We start from the raw sequence: 17,000 nt of genomic DNA, 5'->3' as shown, positions 1-17,000 counted from the left end.
TCTACAAATCTTCGAGAAGTAGCAAATATAGGTTTTTTGAATTACTTCCGTAAGTCAGAAAGTTCTTTTCTCCCTGGGTGTTGAAATGTTTTATGGTAGTGATATTGGTAGGAATGTGGTCCTTGTTTTTGTTTTTTATGCCCCGGAGCCCTTCACCTATGGTATTGACAAGCTGGCTTGTAGTGGCAAAGATAATGAGGTTGTCCGGAAGGTCGTGGAGTTTGAGTTCGCCGATCTGATTGGAACTGACCAGGATAGCCCCGTTATCGGCTACGAGGTTTTCACAGGTGCTTATAAAGGCCACACTGTCCTGCAGCTTTGCGGAAAACCGGCCTCCCAGTGTTTCGAACCGCTGTCTGAGTTTGGAATTGACACAAAAAATATGTTCTCCTTTCCAGTTGTTTTCCAGTAAAATACTGTTAAAACTATCGTAGATCTCATCTATGGAATCGCAGTAGATGAACTTCCCTCCGTTCTTTTTGAAGTTTATGGTAAACTTTTCATCGACAGGAAGCTCGACATCAGGCATAAACTTTCCCCTTTCCTCAATGGGATCTTCCCCGGGCCGGGGTTTGTTTATATAGTCCAAAATCTTTTTAAACAGCTTCATTCAGTATTCAACGGAAAAAAGTAGATATTATTATTATGCTATTCATTTATTGTCCGGTCGGTACCTGAAAACCCGGTAACCCGGCGACCTGCACTGTAAAGTTAAAAAAATATTATTGCGGAGAAAGCCGCTTAACCGTTTATTTTCGGTGGTTTGGACAGATAAGGAGGCGAAAAGGGGAAAGAGGTGGCGGATTATTGTCCCGCCACCTCTTCTTCGGTTTCTTTTTCAAAAGGCCTTTTGCCGAAAATCCGTTCGAGGTCGTCCTTGAAAATAACTTCTTTTTCCAAAAGGTGTTCGGCGAGTTCTATAAGCTTGTCCTTGTTTTTTGAAAGGAGGTCTATGGCACGGGCATACTGGGCTTCGACAATATTGGATATCTCCTTGTCTATCACGATGGCGGTTTCTTCACTGTACGGTTTGGTAAACCCGTATTCGTTTTGTCCGCTGGAATCGTAATAGGTGAGATTTCCTATTTTTTCATTCAGTCCGTATATGGTAACCATGGCCCTGGCCTGTTTGGTCACTTTCTCAAGGTCGCTGAGTGCACCGGTAGAGATCTTTCCGAACATGACTTTTTCAGCGGCTCTTCCACCCAGGGCGGCGCACATCTCGTCCAGCATCTGTTCGGTATGAACGATCAGGCGTTCTTCGGGAAGGTACCATGCCGCCCCGAGAGACTGCCCCCTCGGAACTATAGTGACCTTGACCAGGGGAGCTGCGTGTTCCAGCATCCAGCTTACCGTGGCGTGCCCAGCTTCGTGATAGGCGATTGTTTTCTTCTCATCCGGGGTAATGATCTTGTTCTTCTTTTCCAGTCCTCCGATAATGCGGTCTACGGCATCGAGAAAATCCTGTTTATCTACAGCCTTTTTGCCTTTCCGGGCAGCTATGAGGGCAGCTTCATTACACACATTGGCTATATCTGCCCCGGAAAACCCGGGAGTTTGCCTGGCCAGGAAATCGAGATCCAGTGCTTCGGAAGTTTTGATAGGCCTGAGATGTACCTGGAAAATTTCTTTCCGTTCGCGCAGGTCCGGGAGGTCTACAAAGATCTGTCGGTCGAAACGCCCTGCCCGCATCAGAGCCTTATCGAGCACATCGGCCCGGTTGGTGGCCGCCAGTACGATAACATTGGTATTGGTGCCGAAACCGTCCATCTCCGTCAGCAACTGGTTCAGGGTATTTTCCCTTTCGTCGTTGGAGCCTGTAAAATTGTTTTTCCCGCGAGCCCTTCCGATAGCGTCTATTTCATCGATAAAGATAATGGCCGGTGATTTGTCTTTGGCCTGTTTGAAAAGGTCCCGTACCCTCGAGGCACCCACTCCTACAAACATCTCTACGAAGTCAGAACCCGAGAGAGAGAAAAAGGGAACCCTGGCTTCCCCGGCCACTGCTTTGGCCAGGAGGGTTTTTCCCGTACCCGGAGAGCCCACAAGCAGGGCCCCTTTGGGTATCTTTCCCCCGAGAGAGGTGTATTTGTCCGGGTTTTTCAGGAATTCCACGATCTCCTGAACTTCCTCCTTGGCCCCTTCCAGGCCGGCAACGTCTTTGAAGGTTACCTTGGTCTCCGCCTTTTCGTCGAACAGTCTCGCTTTTGATTTTCCTATATTAAAGATCTGGCCTCCTGCACCCCCGGCGCCCCCACCGGCCATTCTGCGCATCAGGAAGATCCATATACCGATGATCAGGATAAAGGGAAGCAGGGAGATAAGAATATCGCTCCACGGGCTTCCTTCCTGCTCAAAGAGTACTTTGGTCTGCTCGGCCAGGTTGTTGTCTTCTATGTTTTTCTTGATGTCGTCCTCGAAGTTTTTGAGATCTCCGAATTTCACATCGTATTGAGGGGGCGATGAAGAAGACGGCAGGATCGAGTTGTCGGTGACATCCTTGTGTTCTTCCTTTTTCAAAGCCTCTTCCGTAAGGAATACCCTGGCGTGCCTCGTATTGGAGTAGACCAGGATCTTGTCTACGTCACCATTTTTTATAAACTCCTGTAACTGGGACGGTGAGGTGGATTTTATATTACCCCCGAAACTTCCGCTTCCGGAGAAAAAGTTGACACCTATGATGATAAACAATATAATGGCATAAACCCAGTACGAACTGAATTTCGGCCTTTTATTATTATTATTCGGGTTCTCTTTTGTCATTCAAATATGCTTTGTCTGTATTTTAATAATCGGTTGGTATGGAAGTTACTTTGGCATCACCCCAAAGTCCTTCAATGTCATAATACTCTCTTATGTGTTTCTGGAACACGTGCACAACGATATTGATGTAATCCATCAACACCCATTCGGCATTGTCAGTACCCTCTACATGCCATGGTTTGTCTTTGAGTTCCTTGCTGACAATTTTCTGAATGGAGTTTACGATAGCGTTAACATGAGTGTTGGAAGTACCGTTGCAGATAATAAAATAGTCACAGACCGTGTTTTCGATATCACGCAAATCCAGGATATCTATATCTTTTCCCTTGACATCTTCTATTCCCTTTAGAATTATTGCAATAAGTTGGTCTGCACTATTATTCTTTTTTGCCATTAATTTTCATGTGTTTAAATTTGCGTCCTGGTCTGCTCCCTTTTACCCGAAGCAGCTCCGGATTTGCCCTTGATTTTACAGTACATTTGTTTGCGATCAGGGCCTGTCATGTACATTTTACGCAAAGTTATTACTTTTTTGTTTCTTTAACTATTCTATTTAACAGAACATTTATATTCTGTATGCATATTATCAAACTTAATGCCATTGATTCTACGAATTCCTATTTAAGGGAGTTAAGTACCTCCGGCGATCCGGAAGATTATACCGTAGTGGTTGCCCGGGAGCAGACAAGGGGGCGGGGGCAGATGGGTACCCTATGGACTTCGGAGCCCGGTAAAAACCTGACATGTAGTGTCTATAAAAAGATAGATTGTGTCCGTAAGGAAGAGATATTCTTTTTGAGTATGGCGGTTTCCCTGGCCGTATTGCAGACCCTGAAGAGGTTCGGCATTCCGCAGCTGAAGATTAAGTGGCCGAACGACATTTTGTCAGCACACCATAAGATATGCGGGGTATTGATCGAGAGTGTGATCAAGGGTGACAGGCTGAATGCAGCCATAGTGGGGATCGGGCTTAATGTAAACCAGACCGGCTTCGGAGGATTGTCTTCTGCAGGTTCCCTGAAGTCGATAACCGGGGTGCATTATAATCTCGATGAACTGCTCAACAGGATCATATCGGAACTGAAACACTATGAGGGGATGATTGTCGGGCGGGAGTTCGAATTGCTCAAGAAGGAGTACGAGCAAAACCTTTTCAGGAAAGACAAGCCTTCCACATTTTCCGACAATGCAAGCGGCAGCGTCTTTATGGGATTTATAAAGGGGATTTCCGAAACGGGAAAACTGCTCATAGAACTGGAAGACCGGATGATGAGGGAATGTGACCTTAAAGAAGTAAAACTGATGTATTAAGGCCGTAAAGTGCCGGATCGGAAATAAAATTCAGACCGTTTTTGATTGTCGGGTTCTGAACTCCCGGCCTTTTTCTCCGTCAGAGTTTTTGCATATTGTTGCTCAGGGTGCCTATAAAACTGGTGATGGGGCCTTTGATCATCATGCCCATCATGGCGTTGAATTCTCCTTCGAAAACCAGCTGGACCTCACTTTGCTGTGCTCCTGCCTGGCCGATATGTGCCGTAAGGCTGAAGGAGAGCTTGCTGTCTGCCGCCCCCATGACAATACGGTCGAATTCCCGTTTTTCCTTCATGGTAAGGGTAATCTGCGGCATCCCTTTTAACGCAAAGGTAAAGGTGTCATCCGATTTTATCTCAAACATACTGGTATTTTCGGGCATGAGTGTCTCGAAGTTCCTGACATCACTCAAAAGGTGAAACAGTTCTTCCTGTGATTTGTCAACAGTTGTTGTCGGGCTTGTGATCTGCATTTGTAATGATGATTAATGTTTTCTGTGATCTTCCTTCCGGTTCGTGTTTATGCACTTTCGGGAGGCCATCCGGCGGGATCATTTCTCCATTGCTTTAAGGTGTCGAGTTCGTCTTTCCCGATATAGTTGGTATCCAGGGCCTGTTCCAGCAGGTAGTCGTAACTGCTCAGGGTGTGAAGCGTTACCTGCTCTTCCCGGAAATTCTTGTCCGCTACGTCAAAACCATAGGAAAAAATAGCCGTCATGCCCTTGATCCTGGCGCCGTTGGCTTTCAGTGCCTCTACCGCCTTCAAACTGCTTTTCCCCGTGCTTATAAGGTCTTCTACGACGACGACATTCTGCCCGTACTCCATAAAACCTTCTATCTGGTTCTGCCTGCCGTGTTTTTTGGGTTCCGGTCTTACATATACAAAAGGAAGCCCCAGGTATTCGGCAACCAGGACACCTATTCCTATGGCTCCTGTGGCCACGCCGGCAATCACGTCAGGCCTGCCGTAATGCTGCTCGATCTGCCGGGCCATCTGCTCCCTGATGAAGTTTCGGATGGGCGGATAGGACAGTGCTATTCTGTTGTCGCAATAAATGGGTGATTTCCAGCCCGAAGCCCAGGTAAAAGGATTTTTAGGATTCAATTTTATTGCATTAATTTGCAATAAAAGTTCTGCTGTTTTTTTAGCGGTATTTTTGTCTAAAACCATGATGACAAATGTATGAAGTTTTTGTAAATGACCATCCAATTGTTTTGACAAATATAATTACGAAAGAGTTAAAACATAAACTCTTTTTACTGGAGAGTGTCGACCTGGAAGAGGTGATCAGGCAGTTGAACAAGGGTGAGATCCCTGCCGCTCACCTGTATCATCCGGATGCCGGACAGCTTTTTGAGAAATTCTGCCGGAAGATCCCGGTAGTGGTAGCTGCGGGAGGACTGGTGAGCAATCCGGCCGGAGAAGTACTGTTTATCTTTCGCAATGGCAAATGGGATCTGCCCAAGGGTAAACTGGAAAAGAAGGAATCTGTGGAAGAGGCTGCCATACGTGAAGTAGAGGAGGAAACGGGGATCAGGAAACTGAAACTGGGCCCTTTGCTGAACAAGACCTATCACATCTTCAGGCGGAATGGGGAATACAGGCTTAAGGAAACCTATTGGTTCAGTATGAGCAGTACCTTTACGGGAAAGTTCCGTCCGCAGTGTGAGGAAGGGATTGAAAAGGTGGAGTGGAAGAAAGTATCGGAAATTCCCCTGGTTCTCGGAAACTCCTATGCAAATATAAGAACGCTTTTCGCCAACTGAGTAAAAGTGCCGGTAACCGTTAGTTTGGTAGTTCGTAGTGTCATTCCGACGCAGGAGAACCCGAAGGGCTCAACGCAGTTAAATCTCCGGCTCTTCAGTGATGCTGTTGAAACTCTTTTGTACCTGAATGATCCCGTTATTAAAACCGGATATTGCCGTTCGGTTTTTGCTTTTTTTTAAGAGAAAATCATTTTTCGGTTCGTATTTTTGCAGGACACACAAAAAACAGACATTTATGAGAAAAATGACCGTATTGGCCCTGGGCTTCTTATGCGCTACCGGTATGTATGGCCAGCAGAGCGCGTCGACCGGGCCTAAAGTAAAAAATCAGAAAATCTGGGAAAAAGAGCGGGAGGCTGTAGTGGTGCACCACAAAACAGATGAAGAGGTGGTTACCGGCCCCCGGGCCAAAAATGCCAGGATATGGAAGAAGGATACTACCGGTAACAGCCAGGCAGTGACCACGAGAAAGCACAAGGACCTCACCGGTCCAAGGTTCAAAAACAGGAAACCCTGGAAGAAAGGTAATTAGAGTTTACCGCATGGCAGACCTGCCTGGGAGGCAGATATGTTTAAAAACCATAATTTTGTGGGGCTAAACATGACGAAATTATGCCCAGAAGGTCAATTACAGGTCCGGACCATCAGGAACCGGGATGGAAAGAACGTATGGGAGCACTTCAGTATCTTCCGAGATTTTTCGGAAAGATCAGGCAAGTGTCTCCCTCGCTTTTTTATGTCAATATCATTTCGCGCATTCTCAATGCCGCAACGCCGGTAGCCCTTTTGTGGGTGGGAAAACTGATCCTGGATGAAGTGGTGCTCCAGATCGATGCCCCGGAAAAGGATTTTTCACTGCTCTGGGGGCTTATTGCCCTGGAGCTCGGCCTGGCTGTGCTTTCCGACCTTATCAGCAGGGTTACCAATCTTACGGATACCCTTATAGGGGATATGTACTCCAACAAGTCTTCTGTCGAGATCATAAACAAGACGGCGGAAATAGAGCTCAGCCAGCTGGAAGACCCCGATTTTTACGATAAGCTCGACCGGGCACGCCGTCAAACCGTGGGGAGGGTCTCGCTGATGTCCGGGATCATGTCGCAATTACAGGATAGTATAACTGTTGTCTCGCTCGTGAGCGCCCTGGTCGTTTTTGAGCCCTGGCTTATTGTACTGCTTGTTTTTTCCGTTATCCCCGCATTTCTCAATGAGATAAAATTCAGTCAGAAGAGTTATTCCCTGGCCCGGGGCTGGACTACCGAGCGCAGGGAACTGGACGACCTGCGCTATGTAGGTGCCAGTGATGTTACGGCAAAGGAAGTGAAGCTGTTCGGCCTTGCCGGGTATATTGCAGAACGCTTTAAAACGCTTTCCGATGCGTATTATAAGGTGACCAGGAAACTGGCAGTGCGAAAAAGCCTGTGGGGTGCGGCGTTTAACATACTCGGAGTACTGTCGTATTACGGGGCCTTTGTACTTATTGTCATGCGGGTGGTGGCAGGAGTCCTTACCGTGGGTGACCTGACCTTTCTCTCCGGGTCTTTTAACCGTCTCAGAAGCCAGTTACAGGGTATTTTTTTCCGGTTCAGCCAGATTACCGAAAGTGCACTTTACCTGAAAGACTATTTTGATTTTCTCGATCTGGAAACAGGGGCAGAAGAACCGGAGACTGTTGTTCCGGTACCGGGCGAAATACGGCGCGGACTGGAATTTTCCGGGGTGTGGTTCCGGTACCCCGGGCAGGAGGAATACGTGCTGAAAGGGGTGAGTTTTTTAATTCCTGCGGGAGAAAAGCTCGCCTTTGTCGGGGAGAACGGGGCAGGCAAGACGACACTGATAAAACTCGCGCTGCGGTTTTACGAACCTGAAAAGGGGAAAATATTGCTTGACGGGACTGATATACGCGAATTTCCGAAAGAGGAATATCAGGCGCTCTTCGGGGTTATTTTTCAGGATTTTGTAAAATATAATTTTTCCGCCGGGGAGAATATAGCGGTAGGAGATATAAATAAGGTGGGTGATGACCGTAGTATCGTGAAGGCCGCCCGGCAAAGCCTTGCCGATAAGGTTATCGCTTCGCTTCCGGGGGGATACGACCAGAAACTGGGCAGGAGGTTTACCAATGGAATGGACCTTTCCGGGGGGCAGTGGCAGAAAATAGCCCTGGCACGGGCCTATATGAAAGATGCGGCCATAGCCATCCTGGATGAACCTACCTCGGCATTGGATGCCAGGGCTGAATATGAGGCGTTTCAAAGATTTATGGGACTTACCCGGGGAAAAACAGCCATCATCATATCACATCGCTTCAGTACCGTACGACTGGCAGATACCATTGTAGTACTGAAAGACGGCAGAATACTGGAACAGGGCACTCACGAAGCCTTGATGGAAAACAGGGAGTTATATGCAGAACTCTTTACCCTTCAGGCTGTCGGATACCAGTAAACCGATGGAGGCCGGAAAAACCGGGATTAATGCAGCAGACGGTAAACAGGATATTGCATATGTGCCATTTCGTAATAGGGAGATTGCCGGTATATCCATTCCAGCTGTTTGTACCAGTCGCCGGAAAAATCAGGGTCGCCGGCCTTTAATGCCTCAAACTCTGCCTTCAGTTCCGGTGAATTGTCGAGCAGTTCAAGGGCAATGTCCTCAAATACATAGGGAGAAAAGTGCTCTTTTTGCTGCAGGATGGCATCAAAGAAGTTCCAGTTGAAAAACGAGTCGGTAGCCTCGGGTTCCAGGGTCTCCAGGAGATACCGCAGCGCAGGCTGATCGGTCCTTGCAATATAATCGCCCTTGTAAAACTGTCTTTTCACGGTCCGGGAACTCACTTCGGTATTGTAATGCGGATAATGCCCTTCGTAGGCCGAGGTTTGTGTCCTGAAGCTTTCGATCCTGTAGCTTTGTACTTCCATCAGTGTATCCCGGAGCAGGGGCCGGAGTTCCACCCTGTTTGCCTGCAGCAGTTCAACGATGCGCCACCACGGTCCGGGAATAACATAAGCTTCCGGAACGGTGACTTCCCGGGCGGGTTTGAAATAGTCGTTATAGGAAACCGGTTTTACAAACGGCCTGTTCCGGTCGTATTTCAGCCTGGGAAGCCCGGTAACCCTGCTGATGACCGTGTCTGCCTCATACCCCCGGAACTGCAGGGCAGACACTTTTGTCGAGTCGATGGTCCACTGTACGGGATATGTGTCTGCGGCAGCATAGTGTTCAAAAGCCTCCTGTCTCAGCTTTTTTATTTTACGATGGTCCTTTTCGGTAATATTCACCATTTCCCGGAGCAACTGATAGGTGCCCTCCACCCTTTTAGGGTAGGGTTTGAGCATATGGGTCTCCACCATCATGCCCAGGGTGTTCCAGAGGGTGGTATATCCTGTAGAATACCTGGGGTGGTCCACAAATTGTGAAAAACCTGTTTCCGGAACCCGGTTGAATACATTTACATAAGGGGTGATATGCCAGTCCTTATCGGCGAGAGCCTGTTCCAGTTGCGGCATCATTTCCTGGTGCAGGTATTTTCCGAGTTCACCTCCCAGCTTGTTGTGCTGTGTAAAAAGATGGGTCAGTGTGTATTGGTAATCAGCGCCGTTACTTACGTGATTATCGATAAAGACATCGGGTTTTACCAGGTGGAATATTCCGGCAAAAGCCCTGGTATTCCGGGTGTCGGATTTTATAAAGTCCCTGTTGAGGTCATAGTTCTGTGCATTGCCGCGAAAACCGTATTCCCGGGGTCCGTTCTGGTTGGCCCGCGTGTGGCTGTTCCTGTTGAGCGCCCCTCCGATATTATAGACAGGGATGGCTGTGATAACCGTATTTTCCGGGGGAGTGAGTTTGCCTGTGGCATAATCTCTTAACAGCATCATCGTGGCATCTATTCCGTCACTTTCTCCGGGATGAATACCGTTGAGGATGAGTATGATGCGCTTGTTTTCTCTTACCCGGTTGAGATTGAAATTGCGTTCCGGGTTATAGGTGACCATGTGCAGCGGGTAACCGCTGTCGGTGGTCCCCATGGTTTGTATGGCAATATCCGGAAATGCCCCGGCCAGTTTCATATAATAGGCTATTACCTCTTCATATTCGGGAGTCTCCTTGCCTTCGGATGTTTCGAACAAGGTCAGGAATTCCTGCTCCTTTTCATGGTTGGCAGTATGACAGGCCGTCATAAGTAACACGATGTAAATCAGGGATCGTTTCATGAATAAACTATTTCGTTGATAACATAACCCGCCCGGCCGTGATATGCGGAACTTCCTGATAACCTGCCGGGGAAATGATTACGAATATAGTAAATTTGGCAAAGGATAAATTCCCGGAATTGCCGTACAGGTCGAAATAATGCCGGAATACGACGTGTTTTTTTTAGAATACCGGCAAGGCAGCAGGATAATCAGCGCCGTTGCCTTCCGTTAATGCCTTTTTTCTTAAAGGCAGATCATATTTTGTCGGTCATCACCTTGTAACTCGGATCTTCCATGATGTTGACATCTACAATGGCTTCTGCATTCCGGAGCAATCTGCGGCAATCTTTGCTCAGGTGCCTGAGGTGTACGGTTTTTCCCCTTTTTGCATAGCGTTGGGTAACGCTGTTCAGGGCTTCTATGGCAGACATGTCGGCAACCCGGCTTTCGGCAAAGTCAATGATAATTTCATCGGGGTCGTTCAAGGCGTCAAACTTATCGGCAAACCCCTGTACGGAACCAAAGAAGAGCGGGCCGTATATTTCGTAGTGTTTTATCCCGTTATCGTCTATGTGTTTCCGTGCCCTTATCCTTTTGGCGTTTTCCCAGGCATAAGCCAGGGCAGAAAGTATGACCCCGATGAGTACGGCAACCGCAAGGTTGTGCGTAAAGGCTGTGATCAGGGTAACCAGTACCATGACAATAACATCGGATGCCGGCATTTTGCGGAAGGTTTTTAAACTGGCCCATTCGAAAGTACCTATGGCTACCATAAACATGACCCCTACAAGTGCAGCCATGGGGAGTTTTTCAATGAGTGCCGAACCGAACATGATAAAGCAAAGCAGTCCCACCGATGCCACGATTCCGGATAAACGGGCCCTCGCTCCCGATGATATATTGATAAGGCTTTGTCCCAGCATGGCACATCCTCCCATTCCTGAAAAGAATCCGGAAACAATATTTGCCGTTCCCTGGGCAATACATTCCTTGTTGCTTCGCCCCCTGGTTTCCGTAATTTCATCAATGATGTTGAGGCTGAGCAGGCTCTCAATCATGCCCACGCCTGCTACGATGGCAGAATACGGAAGGATAAGCATAAAGATTTCCCAGTTAAAGGGAATGGCGGGAATGGTAAGCGGGGGAAACCCTCCCCTGATCGTTTCTCCTTCTTTCAGGGTGTCGGCTACGGTAGTGGTTTCTATATTAAAGCCGATGACAATGGCAGATACCAGGAGTATGGCTGCCAGGGAAGAAGGTATGGCCCTGGTGAGTTTGGGAAGCCCCCAGATAATAAGCATGGTGAGCGCTACAAACCCCAGCATGACCATCATGGCGGTGCCCTGTAGTAACTGGTCGCTTTCTTTCTGGTAAAAGTGGGGAAACTGTGCCGTAAAGATAATAATGGCCAGCCCGTTGACAAACCCGAACATTACGGGTTGGGGCACCAGCCTGATGAATTTGCCTAACCGGAGCACGCCGGTAATGATCTGGATAAGGCCGGCGAGTATTACCGTGGCAAATACATACTGCAGTATTTCCTCCGGGCCTATTCCGGGGTGTGCTTCCCTCAGTGTTATGATCAGCCCTACAAAAACGACGGCAACAGCCCCGGTAGCTCCTGATATCATGCCCGGGCGTCCTCCGAGAACAGCGGTAATGAGCCCCATGGTAAAAGCGGCATAGAGGCCGGTAAGGGGTGAGAAACCGGCTATCATGGCAAAGGCGATGGCTTCGGGAACAAGGGCCAGGGCTACCGTGAGCCCGGATAAAACCTCGGTCCTGTAGTTTACTTTTTGGGAGAGATCGAATAAATTAAATACTTTTTTCATGGCAATAGACAGTATGATTACGGTATAAAACGGTTGATAAAGTTGATAAAAATGTAAAAATGTACGTGTAAGGAAGCTTTGCCCTGTTACAGGCAAAGGCTTGCGACAGCAGTATTTCCCCGCCTCAGGGCGGAGTGATGGTCTTGAAATATGTAGTTGCCCCGTGTTTCATAAGAAGGGGGCAAAAGTAGTTTTTTTAATTAAAGCTGCAAATTTACGGAAGGATAAAATGAACTTGTCTTTAATGGCCGGTTACATGAATGCCGTGATCTTATAGCGTATTTTAATGAGTTCCTGGATCTCCCTGATGGTTTTAAAGCATCTTTTTAATTTCATTTTTTCTTCTTTGGTCAGGGCCGATAATTCTATATACCTCCCGGAATCGTTGTGCATGAGTCCGTGCCTGGTCCTGAATTTCAACAGGGCCTTTGCAGCGTAGGAACACGACAGGTAGAGGTCTTTGTTCTCCGGTTCCAGTTCCGCCAGCTTTTCAAAACGTTCTGCGGTATTGTTTATATGTCTTACCTGGTGCGCCAGGATAAGAAGGCGTGCCGCATCGGTAATCGGGGTGAGCGCCCTTTTCTTGAGATCGAAGAAGTCTTTGTATTCCCCGTTTTGCTCTACCAGGAACTGTCTGAAAAAACCAAGAGGTGACGGATTGTACAGTACATTCCGGGCCATCATGGCCAGGAAATAGCTGTTTTGCCCCGTCTGTTCGAAAATATGGTTCCCCAGGGTATCGGTAAGTTTGCTGTTGCCATAGCTAATGTCGAAATCAAAAAAAATGGAACACAGCAGTATTTCATCCTCTCCCGGTTCTGCGATCCAGTTGCTGAACTGGTTTTTCCATTCGGAAAGCGACATGCACCACCTCGGGTTGCCCGCCATCATATCGGCCGGACAGTATTCATAACCTATGGTGTTCAGGCGTTTGTTGACCTTTTTTGCAAGGGCCACAAAGTATTCGCGGACCACCTCCAGGTTGTCTGCCGGGACATCTTCGAATACAATGGCATTGTCCTGGTCGGTGTGGAGCAATTGTTCTTTTCTTCCCTGGCTGCCCAGTGACATCCATGCAAATGATACGGGTTCGGGATGTTCCGTTTTGCGGAGGGATAATTCGATACAGCGTTTAATGGTGGCATCGTTGAGTTCGGTAATAATCCTTGCGATATGCGTAAGCGGAATATTTTGCTTCATATAGCCTTTGAGGAGGATCATCATTTTCTCATGAATGCGTTTCAGGTGTTTGGTCTTGGAGGCCCTTTTAATGGCCTTCATCAGGACAGAAGGATTGTTTCCCTGGCTCAGTGTGATATCGTGATCCGATACCAGGCCTGTGATCCTTGACTTCGGGGTCCCGTCTTTGGTGATGCACAGGTGCCCGATCTTGTGTTTCATCATGGCCATCTGTGCCTGTGCCAGGGTAATGTTTTTAGGGTAACAGACCACCGGAGAGGTCATGACCTCACTGATGGGTGCATTGATGGAAAAATCGCCCGTGACCACTTTGTTTTTCAGGTCGCGGTCGGTGACAATACCTACGGGGATCTCATGGTCTGTAATAACGATGGAACCGATATTTTTTTCACGCATGATCAGGGCCACCTCTTTTGTGGGGGAATCGGGCGGGCAGGTAACGACGTTCTTGACATAGTTTACCGGTTGCAGGTCTGAGAGGTCCGTGAGCGTATTCAGCTGTATGTCAGGAAGGTCTTCCGAGTACAGTTTTTTATGATATTCTTCAGAGAAAGGGGCCTCCGTATTGGAAGCAAAGCTCTCGATAAGAAAAAGCCCTACTTTCCTGTTTTGTTCCGCGAGCGGACGAAATATATGTATCGGGATACCGTAAAGAATACTTTCTTCCCGGGTTACGGCCTTAATGACATAGTTTTCCCTTGCGATAAGAGGTCTCAGCCCGAAAATATCACCTTCATCACAATTGTCTATGGTGGCAAAATCCCCGTTTCTGCGTTTCTGGAGGGCCACGGCCCCTTTGTGTACCACGTAAAACTGCAGGTGGCCGGGATCGCCTTCATCAAAAATGACCTTGTTTTTGTCCAGGTAAATGACATTGACATGAGAGGAAGCTTCGAGCAACTGGTCCCCGTCGAGCAGGTCAAATGGCGGCTGATGTTTTAAGAAGTCTGCAATACGGAGCGCTATGGTGTTTTTCATGAGGTGCCGGTCGTGGTGTTATGATGATGCCTTTTGATCGATGAGCCGTGTTAAAAAAGAAAACACTTCTTTGTAATAAGGGTCGGGCTGAATGACAAAGCGCCCGGAAGAAGAAGGGGACCGGAGGTGACGGAGGACATCGTCTATCCCGAACAGCCTTACCTCTTCCACCTCCGTTTCCTGAAGGCGGAGGTCTTCGGTACGGGAAGTGAGCAGGCAGGCAAAGACGTGATGGAACTCACAGTCGATAAGTTCCGGGCTGTGCTTTTTAACCGAACTGAACACCCCTGCTTTGTGTAAGCGGGCAGCCGAAATGCGAATGCCGAGTTCTTCTTCCGTTTCCCTTACCGCAGTTTCCTCCGGACGTTCCCCTGCACCCATATGTCCGGCCACGGAAACATCCCAGTGCCCCGGAAAGGTGAGTTTGGTCTTCGCTCTTTTTTGCAGGAGTATTTTTCCGTCAGGAGTGTATAGCCAGACGTGAATCGTAGGATGGAAAAGTCCTTTTGCATGTGCTTCCGACTTCAAAAGGACTTTTCCCGTGTAACGGCCCTGCCGATCCAGTATGTCTACATATTCGTCCATTTAATCAAAATAACTGAAGCTGGTTTCCGGGGTAATCTTCAGCAAGGTCTCGTATATCAGCCTGATGACATTTTCCACATCATCGCGGTGTACCATTTCAACCGTAGTATGCATATAGCGGAGCGGTAATGAGATCAGTGCCGAAGCTACTCCTCCGTTACTATAAGCAAAGGCATCCGTGTCTGTTCCCGTAAACCGGGAGGAAGCCATTCGCTGGAAGGGGATCTTTTTGTCCTCTGCCGTATCTATGATCAGTTCCCTCAGCTTGTTCTGAACAGCCGGCGCATAAGATATTACCGGGCCATCACCTATTTTGGTCTCTCCCTGGGTCTTTTTGTCTATCATGGGAGTGGTGGTGTCGTGGCATACATCAGTGACTATGGCTACATCGGGTTTGATGGTCTGGGTGATCATTTCGGCACCTCTCAGGCCTATTTCTTCCTGGACTGAATTGGTAATATAGAGGCCGAAGGGGAGTTTGTCCTTGTTTTCGTGCAGTAGCCTGGCCACTTCTGCGATCATAAAACCGCCTACCCGGTTGTCTATGGCCCTGCAGACAAATTTATCCTTGTTCAGTACCCGGAAGGTATCGGGATAGGTGATCACACACCCCACATGTACCCCGAGTTTTTCTACCTCTTCCTTGTTTTTGGCACCGATGTCTATAAAGATGTTGTCGAGTTTAGGCGCCTCTTCCTTTCCGGAATTCCTGGTATGGATTGCCGGCCAGCCGAAAACACCCTTTACGATACCGTTTTTGGTGTGAATATCTACCCATTTGGAAGGAGCGATCTGGTGGTCGCTTCCCCCGTTGCGTATAACGTATAGCAATCCGTTGTCGGTAATATAGTTTACATACCACGAAATTTCATCGGAATGCCCTTCGATAACCACTTTATAGGGAGCGTTGGGGTTGATGACGCCTACGGCAGTGCCGTAAGTGTCCGTAATAAAGGTGTCCACATACGGTTTGATGTAATCCATCCAGAGTTTCTGTCCTTCCCATTCGTACCCGGTAGGGGCGGGATTGTTCAGGTATTTTTCCAGAAAATTAAGGGACTTCTTGTTTATGATCTGTGCTTTTTTAGCCATAATTCCTTTTTAATTATGTTTTCCGTACGAAAGTAATAATATTAGGGGAATTAACATGAAGTAGGGTTTTAGTTCGTAGTTCTTAGTTGTTAGTTCGTAGTTTGGTTGGTTTTCGAATTATCACATTGGCACATTATCACATTATCTCCTGCCGCGAAGTGTTAAATATATCGTGGCTGTTGATCGCAGTAAGAATGTTTGTAAATTTACTCCTTCGTAAATTGGGAAAAGTAGGCTTTGATCAGAATGCTTAAGAGTTTTGTATACACGGCAATAGGTCTCTTATGGGGAATGGGTGTGATGTCGCAGGAAAAAGAGGTGGCATCGGATACCGTGCAGAAGGAGTATGTGCTCCTGGAAGGGGATACGGTGGTCCGCGAAGCGATAGACCTGGATGAGGTAATGGTCTTTAACCGGTTGAAATTTGATTCCAGGGAAGAGCGGGCGCGTTATTACTGGTTAAGGCGCAAGACGCTGAGGGTATATCCTTATGCAAAACTGGCTTCGGAGCGGCTGACCGAATTAAACAGGAGGCTGGACTTGATAGAAAGTAATTCCAGACGCAGGTGGTATACGAAGAGGGTACAGAAATATATAGAGGAAGAATTTACCGATGAACTGAAAAAGCTTACCCGTACCGAAGGACAGATCCTGGTAAAACTGATCCACAGGCAGACGGGAGAAACAGCTTTCGGACTCGTCAAGGAACTGCGGAACGGATGGAGGGCTTTCTGGTATAACAATACGGCGAGAATGTTCAAGATATCCCTCAAAGAAGAATACCATCCGGAATCTGTACATGAAGACTACCTGATAGAGGATATTTTACAGCGGGCTTTTGCCGACGGTTTGCTGGAAAAACAGCGTTCAGCTCTCGGTTTTGACTACATGAACCTGACAAATCAGTGGAAAAATGAAAAGGATAAAGAGAAATAATTGCAGGTTTCGGAAAAAAGTTTTATCTTGGTTGTCCTTTTATTTTTTAGCTTAATATATTGAGGAGTAATGCGTTAATCGGGAAGCTTAAAAAATCATCATTTTTTACTTGCAGAAAACAAAAAACAAATCCTATATTTGCACCCGCTTTGAGAGGGAGTATGGATAGCTGGAGATAAGCGAAAGTTCTTTGTAGAGGCATATATTTGAGGGTTGGTTTGGATAGAACGGTGATTTGGTTTATGGAGTGGAGATAGTATAGAACCGGCGACCGAAAAAAAGTTGAATAAATATTTGCCAGGAATAAAAAAGGTATTAGTTTTGCAGCCGCTTACGAGTTA

At 47.4% G+C, this 17,000-nt stretch carries 15 protein-coding genes; 5 read left to right on the top strand and 10 right to left on the bottom strand.

Going from position 1 to position 17,000, the window contains the following annotated elements; genetic code table 11:
• Window position 1: 1 nt before the first annotated feature.
• The 3 genes from DN748_RS13395 to rsfS form a co-directional block, all read right to left on the bottom strand.
• Complete coding sequence (locus DN748_RS13395; protein ID WP_112372341.1) at window positions 2-610, bottom strand: LUD domain-containing protein; 609 nt, start codon at window positions 608-610, stop codon at window positions 2-4.
• Window positions 611-804: 194 nt separating this feature from the next.
• Entirely contained in the window at window positions 805-2,763 is a 1,959-nt protein-coding gene (gene ftsH, locus DN748_RS13390) for an ATP-dependent zinc metalloprotease FtsH (protein ID WP_112372340.1), read from the bottom strand.
• Between the two features lie 22 nt (window positions 2,764-2,785).
• Window positions 2,786-3,157, bottom strand: a complete 372-nt coding sequence (rsfS, locus tag DN748_RS13385; protein WP_112372339.1) for a ribosome silencing factor — start codon at window positions 3,155-3,157, stop codon at window positions 2,786-2,788.
• 182 nt (window positions 3,158-3,339) lie between these two features.
• On the opposite strand from rsfS, the gene DN748_RS13380 reads away from it, so the two are divergent.
• Entirely contained in the window at window positions 3,340-4,074 is a 735-nt protein-coding gene (locus DN748_RS13380) for a biotin--[acetyl-CoA-carboxylase] ligase (RefSeq protein WP_112372338.1), read from the top strand.
• 79 nt (window positions 4,075-4,153) lie between these two features.
• Here DN748_RS13380 and DN748_RS13375 read toward each other — a convergent pair whose 3' ends face one another.
• Both DN748_RS13375 and pyrE read right to left on the bottom strand, forming a co-directional pair.
• The gene (locus DN748_RS13375; protein ID WP_112372337.1) at window positions 4,154-4,546 is read right to left on the bottom strand and encodes an SRPBCC family protein; all 393 of its coding nucleotides are present in this window, start codon (window positions 4,544-4,546) and stop codon (window positions 4,154-4,156) included.
• Between the two features lie 47 nt (window positions 4,547-4,593).
• A complete protein-coding gene (gene pyrE, locus DN748_RS13370) occupies window positions 4,594-5,244 on the bottom strand; it encodes an orotate phosphoribosyltransferase (RefSeq protein WP_112372336.1) in 651 nt (216 codons plus the stop codon).
• Window positions 5,245-5,288: 44 nt separating this feature from the next.
• On the opposite strand from pyrE, the gene DN748_RS13365 reads away from it, so the two are divergent.
• The 3 genes from DN748_RS13365 (at window position 5,289) to DN748_RS13355 (ending at window position 8,288) form a co-directional block, all read left to right on the top strand.
• Window positions 5,289-5,840, top strand: a complete 552-nt coding sequence (locus tag DN748_RS13365; RefSeq protein ID WP_317047428.1) for an NUDIX hydrolase — start codon at window positions 5,289-5,291, stop codon at window positions 5,838-5,840.
• 235 nt (window positions 5,841-6,075) lie between these two features.
• Window positions 6,076-6,372 (top strand): hypothetical protein, encoded by a 297-nt coding sequence (locus DN748_RS13360; RefSeq protein ID WP_112372334.1) that lies wholly within the window; start codon window positions 6,076-6,078, stop codon window positions 6,370-6,372.
• An 80-nt stretch (window positions 6,373-6,452) separates the two neighbouring features.
• Window positions 6,453-8,288, top strand: a complete 1,836-nt coding sequence (locus DN748_RS13355) for an ABC transporter ATP-binding protein (RefSeq protein WP_112372333.1) — start codon at window positions 6,453-6,455, stop codon at window positions 8,286-8,288.
• Between the two features lie 26 nt (window positions 8,289-8,314).
• On the opposite strand, the gene DN748_RS13350 is transcribed toward DN748_RS13355, so the two are convergent.
• From DN748_RS13350 to DN748_RS13330, 5 genes are all read right to left on the bottom strand, one after another.
• Window positions 8,315-10,054 carry a M14 family metallopeptidase gene (locus tag DN748_RS13350; RefSeq protein ID WP_112372332.1) on the bottom strand — a complete coding sequence of 580 codons (1,740 nt, stop codon included), beginning with the start codon at window positions 10,052-10,054 and terminating at the stop codon, window positions 8,315-8,317.
• A gap of 236 nt (window positions 10,055-10,290) precedes the next feature.
• A complete protein-coding gene (locus tag DN748_RS13345; protein WP_112372422.1) occupies window positions 10,291-11,868 on the bottom strand; it encodes a SulP family inorganic anion transporter in 1,578 nt (525 codons plus the stop codon).
• 252 nt (window positions 11,869-12,120) lie between these two features.
• On the bottom strand, window positions 12,121-14,046 hold the full coding sequence (locus tag DN748_RS13340) for a DUF294 nucleotidyltransferase-like domain-containing protein (RefSeq protein WP_112372331.1): 1,926 nt from the start codon (window positions 14,044-14,046) through the stop codon (window positions 12,121-12,123).
• An 18-nt stretch (window positions 14,047-14,064) separates the two neighbouring features.
• On the bottom strand, window positions 14,065-14,631 hold the full coding sequence (locus DN748_RS13335; RefSeq protein WP_112372330.1) for an NUDIX hydrolase: 567 nt from the start codon (window positions 14,629-14,631) through the stop codon (window positions 14,065-14,067).
• On the bottom strand, window positions 14,632-15,723 hold the full coding sequence (locus DN748_RS13330; protein WP_112372329.1) for a M42 family metallopeptidase: 1,092 nt from the start codon (window positions 15,721-15,723) through the stop codon (window positions 14,632-14,634).
• Window positions 15,724-15,969: 246 nt separating this feature from the next.
• On the opposite strand from DN748_RS13330, the gene DN748_RS13325 reads away from it, so the two are divergent.
• A complete protein-coding gene (locus tag DN748_RS13325; protein ID WP_112372328.1) occupies window positions 15,970-16,659 on the top strand; it encodes a DUF4294 domain-containing protein in 690 nt (229 codons plus the stop codon).
• The last annotated feature ends 341 nt before the right edge of the window (window positions 16,660-17,000 follow it).

Origin of the sequence: Sinomicrobium soli (assembly GCF_003285545.1) — a bacterium.
GTDB lineage: Bacteria > Bacteroidota > Bacteroidia > Flavobacteriales > Flavobacteriaceae > Sinomicrobium.
The sequence above is the reverse complement of the archived record's forward strand: the minus strand, read 5'-3'. Positions and strand labels throughout refer to the sequence as shown.